This window comes from Stenotrophomonas sp. LGBM10 (assembly GCF_046736075.1).
In the GTDB taxonomy this organism is placed as follows: domain Bacteria; phylum Pseudomonadota; class Gammaproteobacteria; order Xanthomonadales; family Xanthomonadaceae; genus Stenotrophomonas.
Genome location: NZ_CP177163.1, coordinates 2,493,852 through 2,516,012 on the forward strand (window position 1 = coordinate 2,493,852; position 22,161 = coordinate 2,516,012).

A 22,161-nucleotide genomic window follows, 5' to 3' on the forward strand; every position below is an offset into this window, starting at 1 on the left:
GCTGACCCTGTCGTGATGCACCTGCGACGCTGCCCGTGCCGGGACGATGATCGCCACCGGCAGGGGGACCCCGTGGCGCCATTTGCGGTACCGGGCAGGCGCAACAACGCCGTTTTGCACTACATTGGTGCAATGACTGCCGCGCTCCCGCTCCCCGCTCTCGATGCTCTCGGCACCCCGATTGCCTGGGCAGACGCCGACGGCCGCGTGGTGGGCTGCAATCCCGCGTTCTCGCGCTGGCTGGGGGTCAGCGGGCGACGCCTGGTCGGGCAACCGCTGGCCTCGCTGGAAGTGCAGGGCGAAGCCCTGGCCCACTTCCTGGCGCGCGACGAGCGCGATGTCCTGCGCCTGCACCGGCTGGCGCTGGCGTTGCCCGGCGACGCGCCGCGCTTTGCCGAGGGCTGGCTCAGCCGCTGGGATGTGGGTGGGTGGCTGCTGGAGGCCCACCCGGTCGATGAATTTCCCGGACTCGACCCGACCCAGGCGCTGCCCAGCGCGCTCAGCGCCGCCCTCAAGGGCCTGGCGCACGAGCTGCGCAATCCGCTGGCAGGCCTGAAAGGGGCGGCGCAGCTGCTGGCACGGCGCAACGCCCAGCGCGACCCCGACGAGCGCGAGCTGATCGATCTGATCAGCTCGGAAATCGAGCGCCTCAACGGCCTGCTCGAACAACTGCTCTCTCCCGCACCGGCCGCACCGCACGCGCCGTTGAACATCCACGCCTCGCTGGAGCGCGTGCTGCGCCTGGCCGAGAGCGAGGGTGGCTGGGCGGTGCGGGTACAGCGCGATTACGACCCCAGCATTCCCGAGTTCGATGGCGATGCCGACCGCCTCACCCAGGCGGTGTGGAACCTGGTGCGCAATGCGATCCAGGCCGGGGCGGGCACCGTCACCCTGCGCACGCGCGTGGAACATGGCGTGCGCATCACCGATCACCTGCACCCGCTGGCGCTGCGGCTGGAGATCGCCGACGACGGCCGCGGCGTTCCCGAAGAACTGGCCGAGCACCTGTTCCTGCCGCTGGTCAGCGGCCGGGCCGAAGGCACCGGCCTGGGCCTGGCGCTGGCCCAGCAGGTCGCCCGCGAGCACCGCGGCAGCCTGACCTACCGCTCGCGCCCGGGCCACACCGTATTCACCGTGCTGCTGCCGATCGGCGGCGGCACGCCCGACGAGGAGGCGGCCACGCATGGCTGATCCAGTACCGTCCACCGGCCAGCGCGTCTGGGTGGTCGATGACGACCGCGCGGTGCGCTTCGTGCTGTGTACCGCGCTGCGCGATGCGGGCTACCAGGTCGATGGATTCGACGGGGCGGCGGCGGCGCTGTCGGCACTGGAAGCGCAGGCCGTGCCGGACCTGCTGTTCACCGACGTGCGCATGCCCGGCGATGACGGCCTGGTGCTGCTCGACAAGCTCAAAGCCGCGCACCCGCAACTGCCGGTGATCGTGATGTCCGCCTACACCGACGTGGCCAGCACCGCCGGGGCGTTCCGCGGCGGCGCGCAGGAATTCCTGTCCAAGCCGTTCGATCTGGATGACGCGGTGGCCCTGGCGCAGCGCGTGTTGCCGGCACCGGATGCGGCCCTCGCCGTACCCAGCGAGCCGGCCGCCACGCCCGCGCCAGACCAGCGCCCGCAACTGGTGGGCGATACGCCGGCGATGCGCGCGCTGTTCCGCGCGATCGGTCGGCTGGCGCAGGCGCCGTTGTCGGTGTTGATCAATGGCGAAACCGGCACCGGCAAGGAGCTGGTGGCGCACGCGCTTCACCACGAATCGCCGCGTGCCGACGGCCCGTTCGTGGCGCTGAACACCGCCGCGATTCCGGCCGAACTGCTGGAGAGCGAACTGTTCGGTCATGAGGCCGGTGCCTTCACCGGGGCGCAGCGCCGCCACGTCGGTCGTTTCGAACAGGCCCACGGCGGCACGCTGTTCCTCGATGAAATCGGCGACATGCCGTTGCCGCTGCAGACCCGCCTGCTGCGTGTGCTGGCCGAAGGCGAGTTCTTCCGCGTCGGCGGACGCGAGCTGATCCGGGTCGATGTGCGCGTGATCGCCGCCACCCACCAGGACCTCGAATCGCTGGTCGCGCAGGGACGTTTCCGCGCCGACCTGCTGCATCGCCTGGACGTGGTGCGCCTGCGCCTGCCGGCGCTGCGCGAGCGCCGCGACGACATCGCCCAGCTTGCCGACACCTTCCTGGCCGCCGCCGCACGCAAGCTCGATACCCCGCCCAAGCGGCTCACCGCCGCTGCCGTGCAGGCGCTGCGCGAACACGACTGGCCCGGCAACGTGCGCGAGCTGGAAAACGTGTGCTGGCGCATGGCCGCCCTGGCCGCGTCGGACACCATCGGTGTGGCCGATGTCGACAGCGCCCTGCATCGCGGCGGCAGTCCACGTGCGCGCCCGTCGGGCGATCCGGGCCAGTGGGAGATGCTGCTGTCGGCCTGGGCACGCCAACGGTTGGCAGAGGGGGCCGAAGGCCTGCATGCGCAGGTGCGTGAGCGGGTCGACCAGGCGTTGCTGGAGGCGGCCCTGCAGATCACCCACGGCCGCCGTGCCGAAGCCGCCGCGCGGCTGGGCATGGGCCGCAACACCCTTACCCGCAAGCTCGGCGCCGGCCGCCGCCGTGGCGCATGAACCGCGCGTCGCGGCGGTGTGTGCGGCACGTGTCCCCCCTTTCATGGCCCGTGGACGACCCCACGGCTAGCGTGGCACCAAGGAGTTTCCCCATGCGCAGTTCCCGTCTCGTCCTGCTCGCGTCCACCGTGCTTGTCCTGGCAGCGTGCGGTACCACCCCGCCGCCGCGCCCCAGCGCTCCGCCGGTGCCGCTGGTGAGCACCGCCCAGCTGGCCGAAGCCAATCTGGCGCCGGCCTCGGCCAGCCTGGTCAGCGGCCGCCTCGCGCTGGTGCCCGATGCGCGCGGCGTGCACATCACCGGCGTGATCGGGGGCCTGCAGCCGCTGCAGACCGCGGCCTTCCACGTTCACGAGCGCGGCGACTGCAGCGCGGTGGATGCCAGCAGCGCCGGCCCGCACTTCAATCCCACCGGCCAGGCACATGGCCGCAACAGCGCCGGTGCGCATCATGCCGGCGACATGGACAACCTGCGTGCCGATGCGCAGGGCCGGGTCAATGTGGATGTGCGGCTGCCAGCGGTTACGCTGGGCGGCGGCGCAGCCACCGATATCGCCGGACGTGCACTGGTCGTGCATGCCAACGCCGACGATTACCGCAGCCAGCCCGCCGGCAATGCCGGCGCCCGAATCGCCTGCGGCGTCATCCGGGTCACGCGCTGAGCGCACGACCGGCCGACGTCCGCACTTCCACCGCTACCTGCAAGGAGATCCACATGCGTCTGATCCACACCACGCTGTTCGCCGCCATTGCCGCCATCGGCCTGAGCGCCTGCAACAAGCCGGCCGACACTGCCCCCGCAGCCACCCCGGCCGCCGACGCCACCGCCGCGCAGCCGACCACCGAAGCGACCCCGGATGCACCGCCGGCGATGATGAGCAGCGATGCCCACGCCAACCACAGCGCCGTCGCCGATCTGGCGCCGACCCAGGGCAATACCGTCAAGGGCAACGTCACCTTCAGCGTCATCGACGGCAAGGTCCACGTGAAGGGCGAGGTCAGCGGCCTCAAGCCCAACAGCGAACACGGCTTCCACATCCATGAGACGGGCGACTGCAGCGCGCCGGACGGCGCCAGCGCCGGCGGCCACTTCAACCCGGGCAAGGAAGACCACGGCAGCGTGGCCGCCACCCCGCACCACGGCGGCGACATGCCCAACATCAAGGCCGATGCGCAGGGCAATGCCGTGGTCGATGCCGACGTGTCCACCAACGTCAACATCGGCAAGGGTGACGGCTTCGACATCATCGGCCGTGGCCTGATCGTCCATGCCGACGCCGACGACTACAAGACTCAGCCGACCGGCAACGCCGGCGCCCGCCTGGCCTGCGCGGTGATCAAGGCCGCGCCGTAACCGAGGCGACGCAGAACGAAAAACGCCGGCATGCGCCGGCGTTTTTTTTGGGGTTCCGCGCGCAGTGCGGTGCCGTGATGGGCAACGGTCAGCCGGCCATCAACGCGCGCGCGTCCTGCCCGGCTTCGCAGTGCACGAACAGCACCGGCAGCCCGTGCGCTTCCAGCACGGCGGCCATCTGCCGCTGGCGGATCAGGTACTGGTCGTAGATGCCCTGCAGGCGATCGCAGTCGCCACTGCCGTGGTTGTAATGCGCGCACCAGCCGGCGGGATCGAACAGCGCCATACGCACTTCGCCATCGGCGTATCGAAGCAGCGGCTCCGGCGCGGCATCCACCCACTCCTCGTGCTGCGGGGCCATCAACGCGGTCTCAATCAACGGCCACAGCACCGCCAGGCCCTGGTTGTCGTACTGCATCGACATCATCGCCGCGAGGTCGTTCACGGTGAAGAAGCGGGCGTGCTCGATCTGCGCGCCGAACGCGTTCTGCGCCAGCAGGGCGGTGTCCGGCTGGGCCATGCCCTGGGCCAGCAGTACCTCTTCCAGCGCCTCGGCCACGGTCGTGGTCTGCGCCACGTCGGTGCCGGTCAACAGGAACGGCACCACCCGCAGCCCGCCGCCGGTAAGGCTGGCATCGGCCTGGAACGGCAACGGTACATCGCCGTCGGCGCCGGCACCGAAGGCCAGCAGGCGCGGGCCCTGGCTGCGGCCAGGTGCGCGCATCTGCAGTTCTTCCAGGCGGCGGTGGATCGGCCAGCCAGGACGCAGCACCTCGGCCGGGTCGAAGTGGGCGCCGGCGAAGACAAAGTCCAGCGTACTCACGCCGGGCACCAGTTTGGCCAGGTCGCGGCCGATGCGGTCGGCCAGTTCACCGGCCTGTTCGGACGACAGCGCGGCGTGGCGCGGCGCGTCGCCGCCGGCCAGTTCCAATGCCAGGACGCCAAGGGCATTCATGCCGTGGTCGGGTTTGCTCATGGTTTCACGGTTGGCCCATCACAGGGCGGCAGCTACACTTGCCCCCATTATGCCTGCTCCTTCGTGCAGGCCATGTTGCAGACACCCCTCCCATGCCAGGTATCTCCATGCCCAACGCCCGTCCCGTCGCCATTCTCGGTGGCGTCCGCATCCCGTTCTGCCGCCAGAACACGGCCTATTCGGACGTCGGCAACCTCGGCATGTCGGTGCGCACGCTCGGGGCGCTGGTGGAGCGCTTCGGCCTGCACGGCCAGCAGCTCGGCGAAGTGGCGATGGGTGCGGTGATCAAGCACTCCAGCGACTGGAACCTGGGCCGCGAGGCCACGCTGTCGTCGGGGCTGTCGCCGCTGACGCCGGGCATCACCATGCAGCGCGCCTGCGGTACCTCGCTGGACACCATCATCGCGGTGGCCAACAAAATCGCCCTGGGCCAGATTGAATCGGGCATCGGCGGCGGTTCGGACACCACCTCCGACGTGCCGATCGTGTACGGCAAGAAGCTGCGCGCGCGCCTGCTGGCCGCCAACCGCGCCAAGACCACCGGCGACAAGTTCAAGGCACTCACCGGCGGCTTCAAGTTCAGCGAGCTCAAGCCCGAGTTCCCCGGCGTGGCCGAACCGCGCACCGGCAAGAGCATGGGCGACCACTGCGAGGACATGGCCAAGGAGTGGAACATCTCCCGCGATTCGCAGGACGAGTGGGCGGTGTCCTCGCACAAGAAGCTGGCTGCGGCCTATGAACGCGGTTTCTTCAACGATCTGATCGCCCCGTTCCGCGGCGTCGAGCGCGACAACATCCTGCGCGCCGATACCTCGCTGGAAAAGCTGGCCACGCTGAAGCCGGCGTTCGACAAGGCGTCCGGTCGCGGCACGCTGACCGCCGCCAACTCCACTCCGCTCACCGACGGTGCCTCGGCGGTGCTGCTGGCCAGCGAGGAATGGGCGCGTGCGCACGGCCACGAACCGCTGGCCTATCTGCGTGATTCGCAGGTGGCGGCGGTCGACTTCGTGCACGGCGAGGGCCTGCTGATGGCGCCCACCATCGCCGTCCCGGAGATGCTCAAGCGCAACGGCCTGACCCTGCAGGATTTCGACATCTACGAAATCCACGAAGCGTTCGCCGCGCAGGTGCTGTGCACGCTGCGCGCGTGGGAAAGCGAAGACTACTGCCGCAACCGCCTGGGCCTGGACGCACCGCTGGGCAGGATCGATCCGGCCAAGATCAACCCGCTGGGTTCCTCGCTGGCCACCGGCCACCCGTTCGCCGCCACCGGCGCGCGCGTGATCGCCACGGCCGCCAAGCAGCTGGCCGAACGCGGCGGTGGCCGCGCGCTGGTGTCGATCTGCACCGCCGGCGGCATGGGCGTGGTGGCGATCGTCGAACGCTGATCGGGTTCGATGCGGGAATGAAAAAGGCCGCCCTTGGGCGGCCTTTTTTCGTTGCCGGGCAGCGCCCGGCACTACGGGAGGCGGGGGGTGCCGTAGTCGTCGCGCTCGTCGCGCACCACCAGCGGATCAACCGACTGCACCGGCACCGGCTGCGCCATCAGCGACTGCTCCTCCACCGTGGCGCGTGCGGGCACCGCAGGGCCGGGTTCAGAAGCGCGGGCCAGCGCCACGCTGTCCTCGCCGCGCTGCTGGCGCAGCGCGTTGGCGAAGCACTGCGCGGCCAGCGTGGCGTCGCCACGCTCAAGGAACACCTCGCCCAGCGCCTCCCAGGCGGCCGGGCCGGCACCGGCGGCAATCGCGCGGTGCAGGTAGTCTTCGGCCGCTGCGTGCTGGCGCTGGCGCACCGCGATACGGCCCAGCGCCAGCAGCAGTGCCGGGCTGGCCGGCTGGTTGCCCAGCCAGCGCTGCAGGTTGGCCTGGCGCGTGGCCAGCTTGTCCACGGGCATCTGCCCGTACAGGGTCACCAGGGATTCGTCCCAGCGCGTGTCCAGGGCCTGTTCCAGGGTCAGCAGGGCCGGTTCGTCCCAGTCCAGCGCCACCGCGCGCAGGGCGTAGCCGGCGACCACATCGGGGTCGGTGCGCAGCGCCTTCGGCGTGGCCTCCCATTGCGCGGCCAGCGCATTGACGTCGCCCGCTTCCAGCAGCGACTGGGCGGCCAGGCGGGCTTCCAGCTCGGCCACCGCGTCATCGGGCAGTACCTTCTGCTTGCGCAGCGCGCCGAGCTGGCCATAGGCCTCGTGCGCGCGTTCGGCACGCGCCAGCGCCTCGGTGCGCAGCCACAAACCGCGCGGCGGCAGCGGCTGGATCGCCGCCACGTCGAGCGCGTTGATCGCATCCACCGGGCGTTCCTGGCCGAGCAGGCGTTCGGCGAGCAGCAGGGCATGGCTGGTGGCGTCTTCGCCGGCCAGACGCTGCAGGTACTGGTTGGCGGCGGCATCGTCCTCGCGTGCCTGCGCACTGCGCACCGCCGTGGCCAGCGCCACCGCGCTGACCTCCTTGTCCTCGGCTGCGGCGCCGAGCAGCTTCTCCGCGCGCTGCCAGTGGCCGTACTCATGGGCCTGCAGGCCTTCGGTCAGGCGCGCACGGCCCTGCTTGCGGCGGTAGCGGCCCCACGCCCGGAACGGCGCGGCCACCAGGCTCCACAGCAGCCACAGCAACAGCAGTGCCACCAGCACCGCCAGCGCGACCTGGGGCACCGTGGAGCGGTAGTCGTTGCCGGCGTAGCGGTAGATCACCTCGCCGAACTGGCGCAGCGAATCGGCGCCGAGCCATTGCGCGGCGATCACGCCCAGCGCAACCGCCAGCAGAAGAACCACAAGGGACTGGAATGGCTTCATCGATCATCTCCCATCGCGCATGGCGCGCAGTTGCTGCAGGGTGCTGCCCAGTTCGGGCAGCGTGGGGCGCAGCGTGCGTGTGCGCAGTTGCTGCAGTTCACCACGCCGCTCGCGCAGGGCGGGTGAATCCGGCCACAGCCGGGGCAGCCACAGCGCCACCCGGTCCAGTGCCTGTTCATAGCCGGCCTGGTCGCCGCGTTCGATTGCGGCGCGCGCCAAGGTGAGTTCCAGCTGCAGGGAATCCCAGGCCGCGACGCGCTCGGCATCGGTCAGCGGGCCCTGCGTGCGGGTCGGGGTAATGGTCACGAACGGGGCCAGCACCTGGTGCCACCAGGGGGTGGCAGCGGTATCGGCGTCGTCGGCCACTGCGTCGGGCAGGGTGGTCAGCGTGCGTGCGAACGCGGCCAGCGCGGTGCTGGCCTGCGCCCGTGCACCGGGACCCTGCGCATCCAGCGCGTTGCGCTCCTGCATCAGCGCCTGGCGCAGGTTGAGATAGTCGCCGCCCTGGATGTCGCCCAGCGCATTGGCGGCCAACGCATACAGGCGCCTGGCGCCCTCGATGTCGTCGGCGAATGCCAGCCGCTGGCCGGCCTGGCTCAGCAGCAGTTCGGCCTCTTCCAGCTGCAGTGCCTGCGCGCCATGCCGGGTACTGTCGGCGAGCTTGGCCAGGTTGTCTTCGAGCAGGGCGTTGCGCTGGCTCAGGCCGAGCATCTCGTCGCGCAGCACGCGGTTGGTGGCCGCCGCATCCTGCACCCGCTGCGAGGTCGAGCGCTGGTCGCGGCGCAGGGCCTCGACGCTGTCGAGCAGCCCCTGCAGCTGCAGGCTCGCGTTCTCGTCGCGCAGCCGGGCCTGCGCCTGCTGCGCCTGCCACTGCGTCCAGCCCCAGGCGGCACCGCCGCCGACCACGAGCAGGGCCAGCACCGGAACGATCCAGCGCAGGGGACGACGGGCGGGAGGGGGCGAATCGGCTTCATTCATACAGGCGTCCTTGTCGCGCGCGCCGGGCTGTCCGCTGGCTGGCGAGCGACGTGGTGCACAGCATCACCCGCCGCCCGCGCCGCCCGCAAGACCGTGGAAAAGGCGTGTTCAGCAAGTTGCGCGCGGCGTGAGCGCGGCGTGTGCCGCCTGCACCAGCTGCGCCGGCAGCGGGCCCTCGGCCTGCACCACGTGCCCGAAGCCGGCGGCGACGGCCTGGGCGGCGAGCCGCTCGCTGGCCGCCACCACGCAGGCCTGCCGCAGCGGGGACTGCAGATCATCGGGCAGGTGCGCCAGCAACCGCGCCAGCGCGTCCGCGCTGCTCACCGCCACCGCCCACGGCCGCGCGGCATGGCGCAACCGCTGCAGGGCCCGTGCCGGCAGCGGCAGCGGTTGCCGCAGGTAGACGTCGGCGCGCAGGAGCTGCGCACCGCGCGCCTGCAGCGTCGCGGCGATGATGCCGCGCCCACCCGGCGCGGTCACCAGCCCGGCGCGCAGGCCGTCCAGGGCGGCCAGTGCCGGCAGCGCCAGCAGCCCTTCGCTGTCCATCCGCGCAGGGGCCTGGATGTCGTGTGCGCCGGCACGGTGCAGGGCCGCCGCCGTGCCGCTGCCCACTGCCAGCCATTGCCCCGGATGCGGCACATCGAGCCGGGCCAGGCGCGCTGCGGCCACCACGGCGGCCGGGCTGCTGAAGATCACCCGGTCGGCACCCAGCGCCGCGTCCAGCGCGGTACGGGTGGCAGTGTCGGTGCGCGCGCGCAGCGCCCACGGCGAGAGCGCGATGGTGGCGCCGCCCAGCGCCCGCGCAGCGCGGCGCATCGGTGCGTGCTGGCCGCGCGGGCGCAGCGACAACAGGGTCCAGCGCGGTGGATTTGCTTCGGTGTCCATTGCGGGCATTATGCGAGCCCTTCGACGCCGTTGCCTTCCGATGTCCGTTTCCGATTCCCTGCCCGCACAGCTGGCTGCGCTGCAACACGTGCTGGACCGCATGCCGCCGGTGGCGGCGATGCAGATCCGCGTGCACGACTACCGTGACGGCGTGTTGCGCCTGCAGGCACCGCTGGCGGCCAACGTCAACGACAAGGGCAACGCCTTCGGCGGCAGCCTGGCCTCGGCCCTGACCCTGTCCGGCTGGGCCCTGGTCACGCTGCGCCTGCGCCTGGCCGGCTTCGATGCCGATGTGTACGTGGCCGACAGCCACGTACGCTACCTGTCGCCGGTGTACGGCGACCTCCAGGCCGAGGCCCAGGCCGACGCGGAGTCCGACTGGGATGGCTTCCTGGCCACCTTCGCCCAGCGCGGCAAGGCGCGGATCGCGCTCACCGCCCGCCAGCCGGGCAGCGCCGGCAAGCCGGCCGCCGAGCTCAGCGGGCGCTTCGTGGCCTTCGCGAGAGGGTAGGATGTGCGCCTTGCCTATTGGGGAATTCGCATGCGCCGCCTGGTCCAGATCCTGCTCCTGACATCGTTGCTGCTGACCGGCGTGGGGACGCTGGCCGCCGCCGATCTGAGCCGCAAGCAACGTACCGCGCTGGAGGAAGTCCAGAACCAGTACGGCTCCACCATCCGCTGGGGCAGCGCCGAAGATGCGCTGGGCTACCTTGACCCGGAGTACCGCAAGGCCCACCCGCTGACCGACCTGCAGCTGCGCCGCTACGAGCAGATCCGGGTGTCGTCCTACCGCGAGCGCAGTACCGCAGCGCTGCCCGACGGCACCGTGGAGCGCCGGGTCGAGATTGGTGTCATCAACGTCAACACCCAGGCCGAGCGCACCGTGGTGGTCAAGGAACTCTGGCGCTGGGACCCGCAGGTCAAGCGCTGGTGGCAGGCCGGCGGCCTGCCGGACCTCTGGCAGGGCCAGTAATCCCGGCCCTCGTGGCCGCTGGACGCCGCTTCGCCCGCATGTGCGACAATCGGCGCCCGCTTATCGACCCGTGATCTGAGTGAATTACGAAGAGTTGCTGGCCTTTGCCGGCCGAAACCCGATGTTGTCGATGGCCCTGGTCGGCCTGACCGTGGCCATCATCGTGACCGAAGTACGGCGCCTGTTCCGCGGCTACACGTCGCTGAAGCCGGCCGAACTGACCCAGCTGATGAATGCCGGCAACGCGCTGGTGGTCGATCTGTCGTCCAGCAGCGACTTCGAAAAGGGTCACATCGCCGGCAGCCGCAATGCGCAGCCGAGCCAGTTCGGTCCCGAGCACAAGCTGGTGGCCAATGCCAAACAGCGCCCGGTGGTCCTGGTGTGCCGTACCGGCACTGCCTCGGAAACCGCAGCCAAGGCACTGAAGAAGGCCGGCTTCGAACAGGTCAACGTGCTCGACGGCGGCATCCCGTCGTGGCAGCAGGCCGACCTGCCGCTGGTCAAGGGCCGCAACTGATTTCACGTTGAGGGCGTTGCGCGCCTTGTGCGCGACGCCACACGCCCCCATCGCTGGGGATGCAACAATCCATTTTTACAGCATTCATTCTGGAGCTACAGGAAATGTCCGATCAGAACACCAACGGCGCCATCGCGCCGGCCGACGCCGCCACCGGCCCCGCGTTCACCGTCGAGAAGATCTACGTCAAGGACGTTTCGTTCGAATCGCCGAATGCCCCGGCCGTCTTCAACGAAGCCGTGCAGCCGGAACTGCAGCTCAACCTGAACCAGCGCGTGCAGCGCCTGGGCGAGAACGCCTTTGAAGTCGTGCTGGCCGTCACCCTGACCTGCAAGGCCGGCGACAAGACCGCCTACGTGGCCGAAGTGCAGCAGGCTGGCGTGTTCGGCCTGATCGGCCTGGAGCCGCAGGCGATCGACGTGCTGCTCGGCACCCAGTGCCCGAACATCCTGTTCCCGTACGTGCGTTCGCTGGTCAGCGAGCTGATCCAGGCCGGCGGCTTCCCGCCGTTCTTCCTGCAGCCGATCAACTTCGAAGGCCTGTACGCCGAAACCCTGCGTCAGCGTCAGGAGCAGGGCGAAACCTCGCTGGCCGATTCCGAGCCGGCCGGCAACGCCTGATCGGCGCTGCGTCCGTTCCGATGAGCAGCCACGCAGACAAGATCGCCGTTCTCGGTGCCGGTTCCTGGGGCACCGCGCTGGCGAGCCTGCTGGCCCGGCACGGTCACCCGACCGTGCTGTGGGGCCGCGATGCCGGCATGGTCGAGGCCATCGACCAGCGTCACGAGAACACCCGTTACCTGCCGGGCATTCCCTTGCCCGCGTCGCTGCGTGCGACCACCGATCTGGCCGCTGCCGTCGAGGGAGCCGCCTGGATTCTGGTGGTGGTGCCCTCGCACGCGTTCGGTGAAACCGTGCGCGCGCTGGCGCCACTGCGGCCCGCCGCGGCGGGTGTAGCCTGGGCCACCAAGGGCTTCGAGCCCGGGTCGGGACGCTTCCTGCACGAAGTAGCGCGCGAGGTCCTCGGGCCGGACGTGCCGCTGGCGGTGGTGACCGGTCCGTCGTTCGCCAAGGAAGTCACCCAGGGCCTGCCCACCGCGATCACCGTGCACGGTGACGATGCGGACTTCGCCCAGCAGGTGGCCGAAGCGATGCACGGCCCGGCCTTCCGCGCCTATACCGGCGATGACATGGTCGGCGCCGAGCTCGGTGGTGCGATGAAGAACGTGCTGGCGGTCGCCACCGGCGTCGCCGATGGCATGCATCTCGGCCTGAATGCGCGTGCCGGCCTCATCACCCGCGGTCTCAACGAAATGCTGCGGCTGGCCGCGGCGATCGGGGCCAAGCCGGAAACCCTGATGGGCCTGGCCGGGCTGGGCGATCTGGTGCTCACCTGCACCGGCGACCTCTCGCGCAACCGTCGCCTGGGCCTGGCCCTGGGCCGGGGGCAATCCCTGTCCGACGCGGTCCGCGAGATCGGCCAGGTGGTGGAGTCGGTGCAGACCGCCGATGAAGTCATGCGTCAGGCACGCCGCCACGGCATCGACCTGCCGATCTCCGAACGTGTGCGCGCCGTGCTGCATGGCGAGCAGACGCCCGAAGAAGGCCTGCGTGCACTGCTGGCACGCGAACAGAAACCGGAATACCCGGACACGCTGTTCAAATGATGGCGAAAAACCCCGGCATTGCCGGGGTTTTTTTTTGGTCTGGCGCTGCGGGGAGTGGGTCGGGCGCTGGGCCGCGATGCCCTTGTCGGCGAATGTCCCCCGGCGTCGGCCTGCGGCCGCCCCCTCCTCCTTTACTTCGCCCACAAGGGCATCGCGGCCCACGTGCCGAGAGTGCTGGCGCCTCAAAAGACCGGCTTTTACGTGTACGTACCGCACGCCGAGCCCCGTCGCGGTGCGCAGGCCCCAGGGCAACGTAAAGGAGGAGGGGGCGGCCGCAGGCCGACGCCGGGGGACAGTTGCCCAGGGGCCTGCGGGCCGCGACGGGGCCCCTCACGATCGCAGTAGATTTGATCGGAGACGCGGCTGTGTGCGCTTGCGTCTTTGCAGGCGCGGCTGGTGGATCGGGGCGCTGGGCCACGATGCCCTTGTCGGCGAATGTCCCCCGGCGCCGGCCTGCGGCCGCCCCCTCCTCCTTTACTTCGCCCACAAGGGCATCGCGGCCCACGTGCCGAGAGTGCTGGCGCCTCAAAGCACCGGCTCTTACGTGTACGTACCGCACGCCGAGCTCCGTCGTGGTGCGCAGGCTCCAGGGCAACGTCAAGGAGGAGGGGGCGGCCGCAGGCCGACGCCGGGGGACAGTTGCCCAGGGGCCTGCGGGCCGCGACGGAGCCCTTCACGGTCGCGGTAGAGTTGATCGGAGACGCGGCTGTGTGCGCTTGCGTCTTTGCAAGCGCGGCGGGTGGGTCGGGGCGCTGGGCCACGATGCCCTTGTCGGCGAATGTCCCCCGGCGCCGGCCTGCGGCCGCCACCTCCTCCTTTACTTCGCCCACAAGGGCATCGCAGCCCACGTGCCGAGAGTGCTGGCGCCTCAAAAGACCGGCTTTTCCGCGCGCGTACCGCACGACGAGCCCCTTCGCGGTGCGCAGGCCCCAGGGCAACGTAAAGGAGGAGGGGGCGGCCGCAGGCCGACGCCGGGGGACAGTTGCCCAGGGGCCTGAGCGCCGCGATGGGGCCCTTCACGCTCGCGGTAGATTCGAGCGGAGACGCGGCTGTGTGCGCTTGCGTCTGTGCAGGCGCGGCGGGTGGGTCGGGCGCTGGGCCGCGATGGGGCCCTTCACGCTCGCGGTAGATTCGAGCGGAGACACCACCGTTGAGGCAACGAGGTGATTGCCAGAAAAAGTGAAGCCCGGCGTGGAGCCGGGCTTCGTGGCGCAGGGGAGAGAGACCGCGCCATCCAACACTGTGCTGCGTAACGCGTATTACCAGGTGAAGCGCGGGCCGACGAACCATTCCTTGTCGCCGCCCTTGGCCAGCTTCACTTCGCCGCTCAGGCCCCAGTTCTGGTTGAACTTGGCCTGGGCGCCAACGCGGCCGTAGAACTCGCCGTCCGGGTTGATGCCGTGCTTCTTGCTGAAATCTTCGTAGCCGGCCAGCGCGTAGCCTTCGAACATCGGGGTGAACGCGGTGCGCACGCCCACTTCGGTGGCATAGCCGTTGAAGTCCAGGCCGTGCTTCGGATCGAACTTCTGGTACGCGACGCGGGCCACCAGGTCGGTGGTCGGCGCGATGCCGTAGTTGTAGCCGACACCCACGCGCCACTGGTCGACGTCGGCGTTGCCGTGCTTGGTTTCCTGCGAGTTGTAATCGCCGAAGACATGGAAGTTCGGCGCGATCGCGACCGAGCCCTTGGCAGCCCAGCCGTCGGCGTCGCCGCCCTTGGCATCGGTGTTCACGTAGCCGCCTTCAACGTAGTTGTACGACAGGCCATCGGTTGCCGAAGCAGCGAACGGCAGTGCAGCGAGCAGACCCAGGGCAAGCAGAGAAGACTTCATCATCGGGACACCTTTTTTATTTTGGTTTGATCGCCAGCAGCGCGGGGGAGGGGAGAAACACCGCTGCTGGCGACAGGTGTGAATTATCCGTTAGCCACCCCAATCGGCCCTGAATATTAAACTGACCAGTACATAAATGTACGAGCTATTCAGGGAACTTGGAGCGTGCGATGGCGACCCTCCTGAAAACAGAAAGGCCGGGCATCCGCCCGGCCTTTCCCTGTCCGCTTGATGCACGCTGCCGTATCAGCTGCAGGACCCATCATCGCCCTGCAGCGAGGCCTCGTCCAGCGGGTGGGTCGTCTCGATCAGCGCACGCTGCGCCTCGCTTGGATTGCCCAGCCACCGCACCTTGCAGTCGGTTACCAGGCGGCCGACCATCTTCGCCTGCGTCGGGGCGTACAGCATGTCCAGCGCGGTGGTGCTGCATTGATGCGCCTGGCAGGCCGAGTAATACCACCAGGTCTGTTCCTGCACCTGCAGCGGCTTGCCCGGTGCGCTCGGCCCGCTGAGCAGGCGCTCGCGCAGCGACGGCACGTCCGGATCGGTGGATTCGGCCGGCGCGGCTTCTTTCATCAGCGCATCGAACGCGGCCAGCACCTTGGGGTCCTTGCGACCGCAGTCGTCCACCGTGTTGCCACCCACCAGGGTGAAGAAGTAGGTCGCCAACGGCGCGTCGGCGCAGGTGATGTCTTCGCCGGGGGTGACGTCTTCGGGCTCGCCCTCGTTGTCCCACACCGACGGGTCCACGCCCTTTTCGATGTCGTGGTCGGGTTCGGCCAACGTGGCCGTGGCTGACGGCGTTTCGGCTGCGGGTGCCGGCACGGCGGCCGGTGTATCCGTTGACTCCGGTGCCTGCCCGCAGGCCGCCAGCAAGGCGACCAGCAGTGATGCCGACATGATGCGAATCTTCATTCCCTGTCCTGTTGCGTCCTGTTGGATGTCCCGCCCTCGACGATCCTGCAGCGCACGGCGGGGGCCTGATTGTAACCAGAGGGGATGGCAGGCGATCCCGCGGTCGTGCCCGGCCGGGTAGCGGCGGGGCACGCGCGTCCACTCAGCAGGCGTGACCGCTCAGAGGTGGCCGTCGCGCAGGTAGTCGAACAGTTCCGCGTCGCCTTTCAGGCCGAGCTTGAGCATCGCATCGCCCTTCTGGCGACTGATCGTGCTCACACTCTTGTGCAGCTGCAGGGCGATTTCCTTGACGGTAAGCCCGGTGCCGAGCAGGCGCAGCACTTCCACTTCGCGCGGCGAGAGCTGCTTGTTGCCCTCGTCATCGACATTCTGCGTGCCGATCGCGTCGATGCGTTCCTTCAGCGTGCGGCTCACGTACGGCGTGCCGCGCTGCACGGTCTGGATCGCCAGCGGCAGTTCTTCCATCGAGGACGCCTTGTCGACCAGACCAAGCACGCCGGTGGACTTCACCATCCGCAGGATCGCCAGGTTGTTGGATACGCTGAGCATCAGCACCGGCAGGTCCGGGAAGCGACGGCGGATCATTCCGATCATGGCGAACCCGTCAGCCTGTTGGCCGCCGGGCATCGAGTAGTCGGTGACCAGCACATCGCAGGGGAAAGACGACAACGCCCGCATCAGCTCTTCGACGGTACTGGCCTCGGCAACGACGCGACCGACGCCGCTGGTCTCGATCACTGCCTTGGTGCCGATCCGGACGACCGGGTGGTCGTCGGCGATGATTATGCGCAGGGTCATGGACTAGTATTGCCTCAAAGGCAGCCGCCCGTGGGGTCGTGCTGGGGTGGAAACTTCATTCTAGGGAGATCAGGCCGCATGCGTACCCGGATCGCCCGCTGGGTGCTGATGCTTGCCGGCGTGCTGGGCGTGCCGGCGTCGCTTTCCGCTGCAGGCAACCCGGCCCTGGCGCCGGCCGTGTCGCCGCGCCAGAGTGAGTGGCTTGGTCGGCACCCTACCATCATCCTTGGCCTGTACGACAGCGGCTGGCCGCCGTTCGAGGCCATCGAGGATGGCAAGCCGGTCGGCCTGGGCTACGACTACCTGCAGGCCCTGACCGAACGCCTGGGCGTGACGGTGCAGGTCCGCATGTATCGCAATTGGACCGAGGTGCTGGATGCGGCATGCCGGGGTGAGGTCGATGTGGTGATGAACGTCGCACTGACCGCCGACCGCACCCGCTGCCTGGTCTACACCCGCGCCTACCTGGATGCACCGCTGGCGCTGGTGGCACGCCCGGACGACACCCGCACGTCCACCGATCCGGATCTGCGTGGCCTGCGCGTGGTGACCGAGCAGGCCTTCGTGACCAGCGACCAGGTGCGTGCCCGCTTCCCGGCCGCCCGCCAGGTGAGCGCGGCCAACACCGCCGGCGCGCTGGCGATGGTGACCCGCGGCGAGGCCGATGTGTACATAGGAAACGCCTATGTAGCAGCGACGGTAATCGAGCAGGAACACCTGACCGACATCAGCGTGCTGCGCCCCAGCGATCTGCCGCCGGAGCGCCTGCACTTCGGCGTACCGCACGCCAAGCAGCCGTTGGCCGAAGCGCTGGACACCGCATTGGCCAGCCTCGGCCAGGCCGAACGCGACACCATCGCGCGGCGGTGGCTGCGCACGCCGCACTGGTCCACCCAATCGCGTCTGATTCTGGGCAACGCCGAGCGGCGCGTGCTGTCCACGCCGCTGCGGATGGGCTTTGCGCCGAATGCGACACCGCTGGGCTTCATCGACGCCAACGGACATGCCAGCGGCGTGGCCGGCGACTACCTCAAGCAGCTGCGCATGGTGGGTGCCCACCTGACCCGGGTGCCCGCGCACGACTGGTTCGAGGTGCGCGAGCAGGCGCGCCGTGGCGACGTCGACGTGGTGCTGGGCATGCCCAACGACTCGGCCTACCTGGGGCCGGACTGGGTGTTCAGCCAGCCCTTCATCACCGTGCCCAACGTGATCGTGACCGCCACCGGCAGCGCGTCGGTGCTGGACGTGGCCGACCTGGACCGGCGCAGCATCCTGTTGTCCGATCCCGACCGGCTGCGCGGCTACATCCTGCAGCAGGCGCCCAACGCCCGCATCGTTCCGGCGCGCAGCGCCGAGCAGGCCCTGGCGCGGCTGGCCAACGGCGATGCCGATGCCTATGTGGGCAACCTGGCGCTGGTTGACCGCATCGTGCGCGAGCGCTACCCCGCCCAGCTGCATGTGGCCGCGCCTGCCGGCTTCAACGATCAGTTCTCGCTGGCGGTCAAACGCAGGTACGCCCCGCTGGCCACCACCTTCGACCGCGTGCTGGTGAACATGACGCCGCGCGAACACGAGGCCATCCGCAACGACTGGCTGTCGGCCGAGTACCGCAGCGGCATCGACTGGCGCGATGCCGCGCGCTGGGCGGTGCCGATCGCGCTGGTGCTGCTCACCGCGCTGCTGGTGCACGGCTGGGGCTATCTGCGGCTGCGCCGCGAAGTGGCCACGCGACGACGCGTGGAGCAGCGTCTGGCCGAAGTCACCGACAACCTGCCCGCAATCGTCTACCAGGCCCGCCGCGGTACCGATGGGCGCTTGTCGCTGCCGTACATCGTTGGCGACATGGAGGCGATGTTCGGCTTGAGCGCGGCCGAGGCGATGGCCGACGAGAGCCGGGTGATGGCCCAGCTCGACGCGCAGGACCGCCCACGCGTGCTGCAGGTCCTGGAGCGCGCCGCGCTCGATTTCACCGGTCTGGACATGGAGTTCCGCACCTACCCGCGCGGCGTGCTGCACTGGATCCGCGCGCGCGCGCTGCCGTATGCCGCCGAGGATGGCGCGGTGCTGTGGAGCGGCTACTGGGTGGACGTTACCGAGGCCCGCGCGCAGGCCGATGCACTGGCCGAAGCCAAGGCGGGTGCCGAGCGCGCCACGGCGGCCAAGGCTGAATTCCTGGCGACGATGAGCCACGAGATCCGCACGCCGATGAGCGGCGTGCTGGGCATGCTGGAAATGCTCTCGCACACCCGGCTGGATGCCGAGCAGCGCAAGGTGATCGAGGTGGTCGAGGATTCGGCGCAGATGCTGCGGCAGATCCTTGACGACATCCTGGTGTATTCGCGCATCGAAGCGGGCGCGCTGCCGCTGGAGCCGCGTCCGGTGGCGCTGCCGTCGCTGCTGGACAACGTGCAGCAGCTGCTGGCCCCGCAGGCCTCCGCGAAGGGGCTGCAGTTGTCGCTGCGGGTGGACGACGCGGTGGCCGCGCTGCATCTGGCCGATGGCGTGCGCCTGCGCCAGATCGCCTTCAACCTGCTCAGCAATGCCATCAAATTCACCGAGCAGGGCAAGGTGTCCATCGCGCTGGAGTGCGTGGACGACCTGGACGACGCACAGCGGCTGCGCCTGGTCGTGACCGATACCGGCATCGGCATCTCCGCCGAGCAGCGCGAGCGGCTGTTCAAGCCGTTCGCGCAGGCCGAGGTGGGCACCAGCCGCAAGTACGGCGGCACCGGCCTGGGGCTGAGCATCTGCCAGCGGCTGGTGGCGCTGATGCACGGCCAGCTGGAGATGCACAGTGCGCTCGGCGAGGGAACGCAGGTGACGGTGGAGCTGACCCTGCCGCGCCTGCCCGGCGACGGACAGACCGATGCCGCGCGGATACCGGCGCCGGACGTGGAGCCGCTGCCGGTGGCGCTGGCAGAGCGCCGCATCCTGGTGGTCGAGGACCATCCCACCAACCAGGCCCTGATGCAGTGGCGCCTGCAGCAGCTGGGGCTGACCCACGACCTGGCCGAGGACGGCGAGCAGGCCCTGGCGAAGATGGCGGCCGGCGACTACCACGTGGTGATCACCGATTGCCGCATGCCGGTGATGGACGGGTACCAGATGACCCGCCGCCTGCGCGAACGGGAACGCGACAGTGGGCGCACCCGGGTGCCGGTGATCGCACTGACGGCCAGTACCCTGGAAGCGGATGTGCAACGCTGCCGCGAGGCCGGCATGGACGATGTGCTGGCCAAGCCGGTGGCGCTGGCCACACTGCGGCAGATCCTGCTGCGCTGGTTGCCGGCCGGCCGCGATGGCAGCGTTGCGGCGCCGGTGCCGGTGCCGGCCACGTCGCCGGATGCCTTGCCGGGTCGTGCGGCGATCGCGGCCCGGTTCGGTTCCGACCACGTCGCGCAGGTGTTGATCGACAGCATGTGCGAGGCGACCGATGCCGACCTGCTGCGTGGCCAGGCGGCGGTGCAGGCACAGGACGCGGCGGCGCTGGCCGATGTGCTGCACCGGATCGTGGGCGGGCTGGGCACGCTCGGTGCCGATGCGTTGACCGTGCAGGCGCAGGCGCTGATGACGCAGGTGGCGGCGGCCGGCACGCAGGCCGTGGAGACACCACTGGCGGCCTTCGAAGACCAGCTCCGTGCCTACCTGCAGGCGCTGCAGGCACGATGACGCACGCGTCTCAGCGCTGCTGCTGCAGGTACTCGATCACCTGGCGGCGACGCAGCGGATCGGCGGTGGTGTTGACCATGCGCGTGCCCGGCACCACGTGCGTGGGCGAGCGCAGGAAAGCATCCAGCGTCTGCTCGTTCCAGGTCAGCCCGGCCTGCTGCATCGCCGGCGAATAGGGATAACCGTCCAGGCTGCCGGCGCGACGGCCGATCACCCCATGCAGGTTCGGCCCGAAGCGATGCACGCCACCGGCGCTGACGGTGTGGCAGCCCGCGCAGATCGCGAACGCGCGCTGCAGCTGCTGCTGGTGGGCCTGCTCGGGCGTCTGCGGCGTGCGCGCGCAGGCGGCCAGCCACAGGCTGGCCACGATCAGGCAGGACAGGCGCACGCGCAGCACGCCCGGATCACATCGCCGGGTAGTTGGGGCCGCCGCCGCCCTGCGGGGTGACCCACACGATGTTCTGGGTGGGGTCCTTGATGTCGCAGGTTTTGCAGTGCACGCAGTTCTGCGCGTTGATCTGCAGCTGTTCCTGGCCCTCGGCGCCCACGAACTCGTACACGCCGGCCGGGCAGTAGCGCGCTTCCGGCCCGGCGTACTCGGCCAGGTTGACCCGCACCGGCACGCTGGCGTCTTTCAGCGTCAGGTGGCTGGGCTGGTCTTCCTCGTGATTGGTGCTGCTCAGGAACACCGAGCTGAGGCGGTCGAAGGTGAGCACGTTGTCCGGCTTGGGATACACGATCCGGGTGTGCTGCGACGCCGGTTCCAGGCACTCGTGGTCGGCCTTGCTGTGGCGCAGCGTCCACGGCGGGTTGCGGATGCCCAGCTTGGGCAGCAGCCACTGCTCGATGCCGGTCATCAGCGTGGCCACGCTGCGGCCCTTCTTGAACCACTGCTTGAAATTCTTGGACTGCTTGAGCTCGTCATGCAGCCAGCTGTTCTCGAACGCGGCCGGGTAGGCGGTGAGCTCGTCGCGCTGGCGATTGGCGGCCAGCGCATCGAACGCGGCATCGGCGGCCAGCATGCCGGTCTTGATCGCCGCATGGCTGCCCTTGATGCGGCTGGCGTTGAGGTAGCCCGCTTCGCAACCGACCAGTGCACCGCCGGGGAACACCGTCTTCGGCAGCGACAGCAGGCCACCGGCGGTGATCGCGCGCGCGCCGTAGGCGATGCGCTTGCCGCCTTCCAGGTGCTTGCGGATCGACGGATGGGTCTTGAAGCGCTGGAATTCCTCGAACGGGCTCATCCACGGATTGCGGTAATCCAGCCCGACCACGAAACCGACCGCGACCTTGCCGCCGTCGGCGTGGTACAGGAACGAACCACCGTAGGTGTCGCTCTCCAGCGGCCAGCCGGCGGTGTGCACGACCAGGCCCGGTTCGTGTTTGGCCGGGTCGATCTGCCACAGTTCCTTGATGCCGATGCCGTAGGCCTGCGGGTCCTTGCCGGCATCGAGCTGGTAGCGCGCGATCAGCTGGCGGCCGAGGTGGCCGCGCGAGCCTTCCGCGAAGATCGTGTACTTGGCATGCAGTTCCATGCCGCGCTCAAAATTGGGACCGTGCGAGCCATCCTTGCGGATGCCCATGTCGCCGGTGGCCACGCCCATCACCGCGCCGGCGTCGTCGTACAGCACTTCGGCGGCGGCGAAGCCGGGGAAGATCGCCACTTCCAGCGCCTCGGCCTGCTGGGCCAGCCAACGGGTCACCTCGCCCAGGCTGATGATGTAGTTGCCTTCGTTGTGGAAGCACTCCGGCAGCAGCGCGTTGGGCGTGCTGCGCGCACCGTCCGGGCTGAGGAACAGGAATTCGTCGCGGGTGACCTTCTGCTTCAGCGGCGCGCCACGCTCGGCCCAGTCCGGGAACAGCTCGGTCAGGGCACGGGTATCCATGATCGCGCCGGACAGAATGTGCGCGCCGGGCTCGGAGCCCTTCTCCAGCACGCACACGGACAGCTCGCGCCCGGCCTCGATGGCGCGCTGGCGCAGCCGGATCGCAGTGGCCAGGCCGGCAGGACCGGCGCCGACGATCACCACGTCGAATTCCATGGCTTCACGCGGGGGCAGGGCGGTGGTGTCTTCGCTCATCGGGGTGCGTAACTCTTGGGTAGTGCCGATCCGGCCAAGGCCGGCGGCGGTTGCCTGGGAATCGCGCGAGGCTGCACCGCGCAACTGCTGGATCAAGGTGTCA

20 protein-coding genes are annotated in these 22,161 nt (G+C 69.6%); 11 read left to right on the forward strand and 9 right to left on the reverse strand.

Features of this window, described 5'->3' with window-relative positions; genetic code table 11:
* Positions 1-132: 132 nt before the first annotated feature.
* The 4 genes from ACLB90_RS10520 to ACLB90_RS10535 all read left to right on the forward strand — a co-directional run bounded on the left by ACLB90_RS10520 (position 133) and on the right by ACLB90_RS10535 (position 3,983).
* Positions 133-1,191, forward strand: coding sequence for a two-component system sensor histidine kinase NtrB (locus ACLB90_RS10520; protein ID WP_411849450.1), 1,059 nt, complete (start codon positions 133-135; stop codon positions 1,189-1,191).
* The gene (gene ntrC / locus ACLB90_RS10525; RefSeq protein ID WP_411849451.1) at positions 1,184-2,632 is read left to right on the forward strand and encodes a nitrogen regulation protein NR(I); all 1,449 of its coding nucleotides are present in this window, start codon (positions 1,184-1,186) and stop codon (positions 2,630-2,632) included. Before ACLB90_RS10520 ends, ntrC begins: the two co-directional genes overlap by 8 nt.
* A 92-nt stretch (positions 2,633-2,724) precedes the next feature.
* Entirely contained in the window at positions 2,725-3,291 is a 567-nt protein-coding gene (locus ACLB90_RS10530; RefSeq protein WP_411849452.1) for a superoxide dismutase family protein, read from the forward strand.
* A 53-nt stretch (positions 3,292-3,344) separates the two neighbouring features.
* Positions 3,345-3,983: a superoxide dismutase family protein gene (locus ACLB90_RS10535; RefSeq protein ID WP_411849453.1), complete on the forward strand. Its 639-nt coding sequence runs from the start codon at positions 3,345-3,347 to the stop codon at positions 3,981-3,983.
* Between the two features lie 88 nt (positions 3,984-4,071).
* Here ACLB90_RS10535 and ACLB90_RS10540 read toward each other — a convergent pair whose 3' ends face one another.
* The gene (locus ACLB90_RS10540; RefSeq protein WP_411849454.1) at positions 4,072-4,959 is read right to left on the reverse strand and encodes a hypothetical protein; all 888 of its coding nucleotides are present in this window, start codon (positions 4,957-4,959) and stop codon (positions 4,072-4,074) included.
* A 92-nt stretch (positions 4,960-5,051) separates the two neighbouring features.
* Here ACLB90_RS10540 and ACLB90_RS10545 point away from each other — a divergent pair, with 92 nt between their 5' ends.
* Complete coding sequence (locus tag ACLB90_RS10545; protein WP_411849455.1) at positions 5,052-6,347, forward strand: acetyl-CoA C-acetyltransferase; 1,296 nt, start codon at positions 5,052-5,054, stop codon at positions 6,345-6,347.
* 71 nt (positions 6,348-6,418) lie between these two features.
* Here the strand turns inward: ACLB90_RS10545 and ACLB90_RS10550 are convergent, their stop codons facing one another.
* From ACLB90_RS10550 to ACLB90_RS10560, 3 genes are all read right to left on the reverse strand, one after another.
* Positions 6,419-7,744, reverse strand: a complete 1,326-nt coding sequence (locus ACLB90_RS10550) for a heme biosynthesis protein HemY (protein WP_411849456.1) — start codon at positions 7,742-7,744, stop codon at positions 6,419-6,421.
* Positions 7,745-7,747: 3 nt separating this feature from the next.
* Positions 7,748-8,722: a uroporphyrinogen-III C-methyltransferase gene (locus ACLB90_RS10555; RefSeq protein ID WP_411849457.1), complete on the reverse strand. Its 975-nt coding sequence runs from the start codon at positions 8,720-8,722 to the stop codon at positions 7,748-7,750.
* Between the two features lie 108 nt (positions 8,723-8,830).
* Positions 8,831-9,607, reverse strand: a complete 777-nt coding sequence (locus tag ACLB90_RS10560; protein WP_411849458.1) for a uroporphyrinogen-III synthase — start codon at positions 9,605-9,607, stop codon at positions 8,831-8,833.
* Between the two features lie 40 nt (positions 9,608-9,647).
* Between ACLB90_RS10560 and ACLB90_RS10565 the strand changes: the two genes are divergently transcribed.
* The 5 genes from ACLB90_RS10565 to ACLB90_RS10585 all read left to right on the forward strand — a co-directional run bounded on the left by ACLB90_RS10565 (position 9,648) and on the right by ACLB90_RS10585 (position 12,763).
* Entirely contained in the window at positions 9,648-10,118 is a 471-nt protein-coding gene (locus ACLB90_RS10565; protein WP_411849459.1) for a YiiD C-terminal domain-containing protein, read from the forward strand.
* Positions 10,119-10,148: 30 nt separating this feature from the next.
* The gene (locus ACLB90_RS10570; protein ID WP_411849460.1) at positions 10,149-10,580 is read left to right on the forward strand and encodes a hypothetical protein; all 432 of its coding nucleotides are present in this window, start codon (positions 10,149-10,151) and stop codon (positions 10,578-10,580) included.
* A 79-nt stretch (positions 10,581-10,659) separates the two neighbouring features.
* On the forward strand, positions 10,660-11,097 hold the full coding sequence (locus ACLB90_RS10575) for a rhodanese-like domain-containing protein (RefSeq protein WP_411849461.1): 438 nt from the start codon (positions 10,660-10,662) through the stop codon (positions 11,095-11,097).
* Positions 11,098-11,201: 104 nt separating this feature from the next.
* On the forward strand, positions 11,202-11,717 hold the full coding sequence (gene secB, locus ACLB90_RS10580; RefSeq protein ID WP_017355555.1) for a protein-export chaperone SecB: 516 nt from the start codon (positions 11,202-11,204) through the stop codon (positions 11,715-11,717).
* Between the two features lie 20 nt (positions 11,718-11,737).
* A complete protein-coding gene (locus tag ACLB90_RS10585) occupies positions 11,738-12,763 on the forward strand; it encodes an NAD(P)H-dependent glycerol-3-phosphate dehydrogenase (RefSeq protein ID WP_411849462.1) in 1,026 nt (341 codons plus the stop codon).
* Positions 12,764-14,022: 1,259 nt separating this feature from the next.
* On the opposite strand, the gene ACLB90_RS10590 is transcribed toward ACLB90_RS10585, so the two are convergent.
* From ACLB90_RS10590 to ACLB90_RS10600, 3 genes are all read right to left on the reverse strand, one after another.
* Positions 14,023-14,595: an Ax21 family protein gene (locus ACLB90_RS10590; protein ID WP_411852741.1), complete on the reverse strand. Its 573-nt coding sequence runs from the start codon at positions 14,593-14,595 to the stop codon at positions 14,023-14,025.
* Positions 14,596-14,841: 246 nt separating this feature from the next.
* A complete protein-coding gene (locus ACLB90_RS10595; protein ID WP_411849463.1) occupies positions 14,842-15,510 on the reverse strand; it encodes a hypothetical protein in 669 nt (222 codons plus the stop codon).
* A gap of 159 nt (positions 15,511-15,669) precedes the next feature.
* A complete protein-coding gene (locus ACLB90_RS10600; RefSeq protein ID WP_411849464.1) occupies positions 15,670-16,308 on the reverse strand; it encodes a response regulator in 639 nt (212 codons plus the stop codon).
* Between the two features lie 78 nt (positions 16,309-16,386).
* Here ACLB90_RS10600 and ACLB90_RS10605 point away from each other — a divergent pair, with 78 nt between their 5' ends.
* A complete protein-coding gene (locus tag ACLB90_RS10605; RefSeq protein ID WP_411849465.1) occupies positions 16,387-19,977 on the forward strand; it encodes an ATP-binding protein in 3,591 nt (1,196 codons plus the stop codon).
* A 10-nt stretch (positions 19,978-19,987) separates the two neighbouring features.
* On the opposite strand, the gene ACLB90_RS10610 is transcribed toward ACLB90_RS10605, so the two are convergent.
* A complete protein-coding gene (locus ACLB90_RS10610) occupies positions 19,988-20,374 on the reverse strand; it encodes a c-type cytochrome (protein ID WP_411849466.1) in 387 nt (128 codons plus the stop codon).
* Positions 20,375-20,381: 7 nt separating this feature from the next.
* Positions 20,382-22,058, reverse strand: a complete 1,677-nt coding sequence (locus tag ACLB90_RS10615) for an electron transfer flavoprotein-ubiquinone oxidoreductase (RefSeq protein ID WP_411849467.1) — start codon at positions 22,056-22,058, stop codon at positions 20,382-20,384.
* Positions 22,059-22,161: the final 103 nt, after the last annotated feature.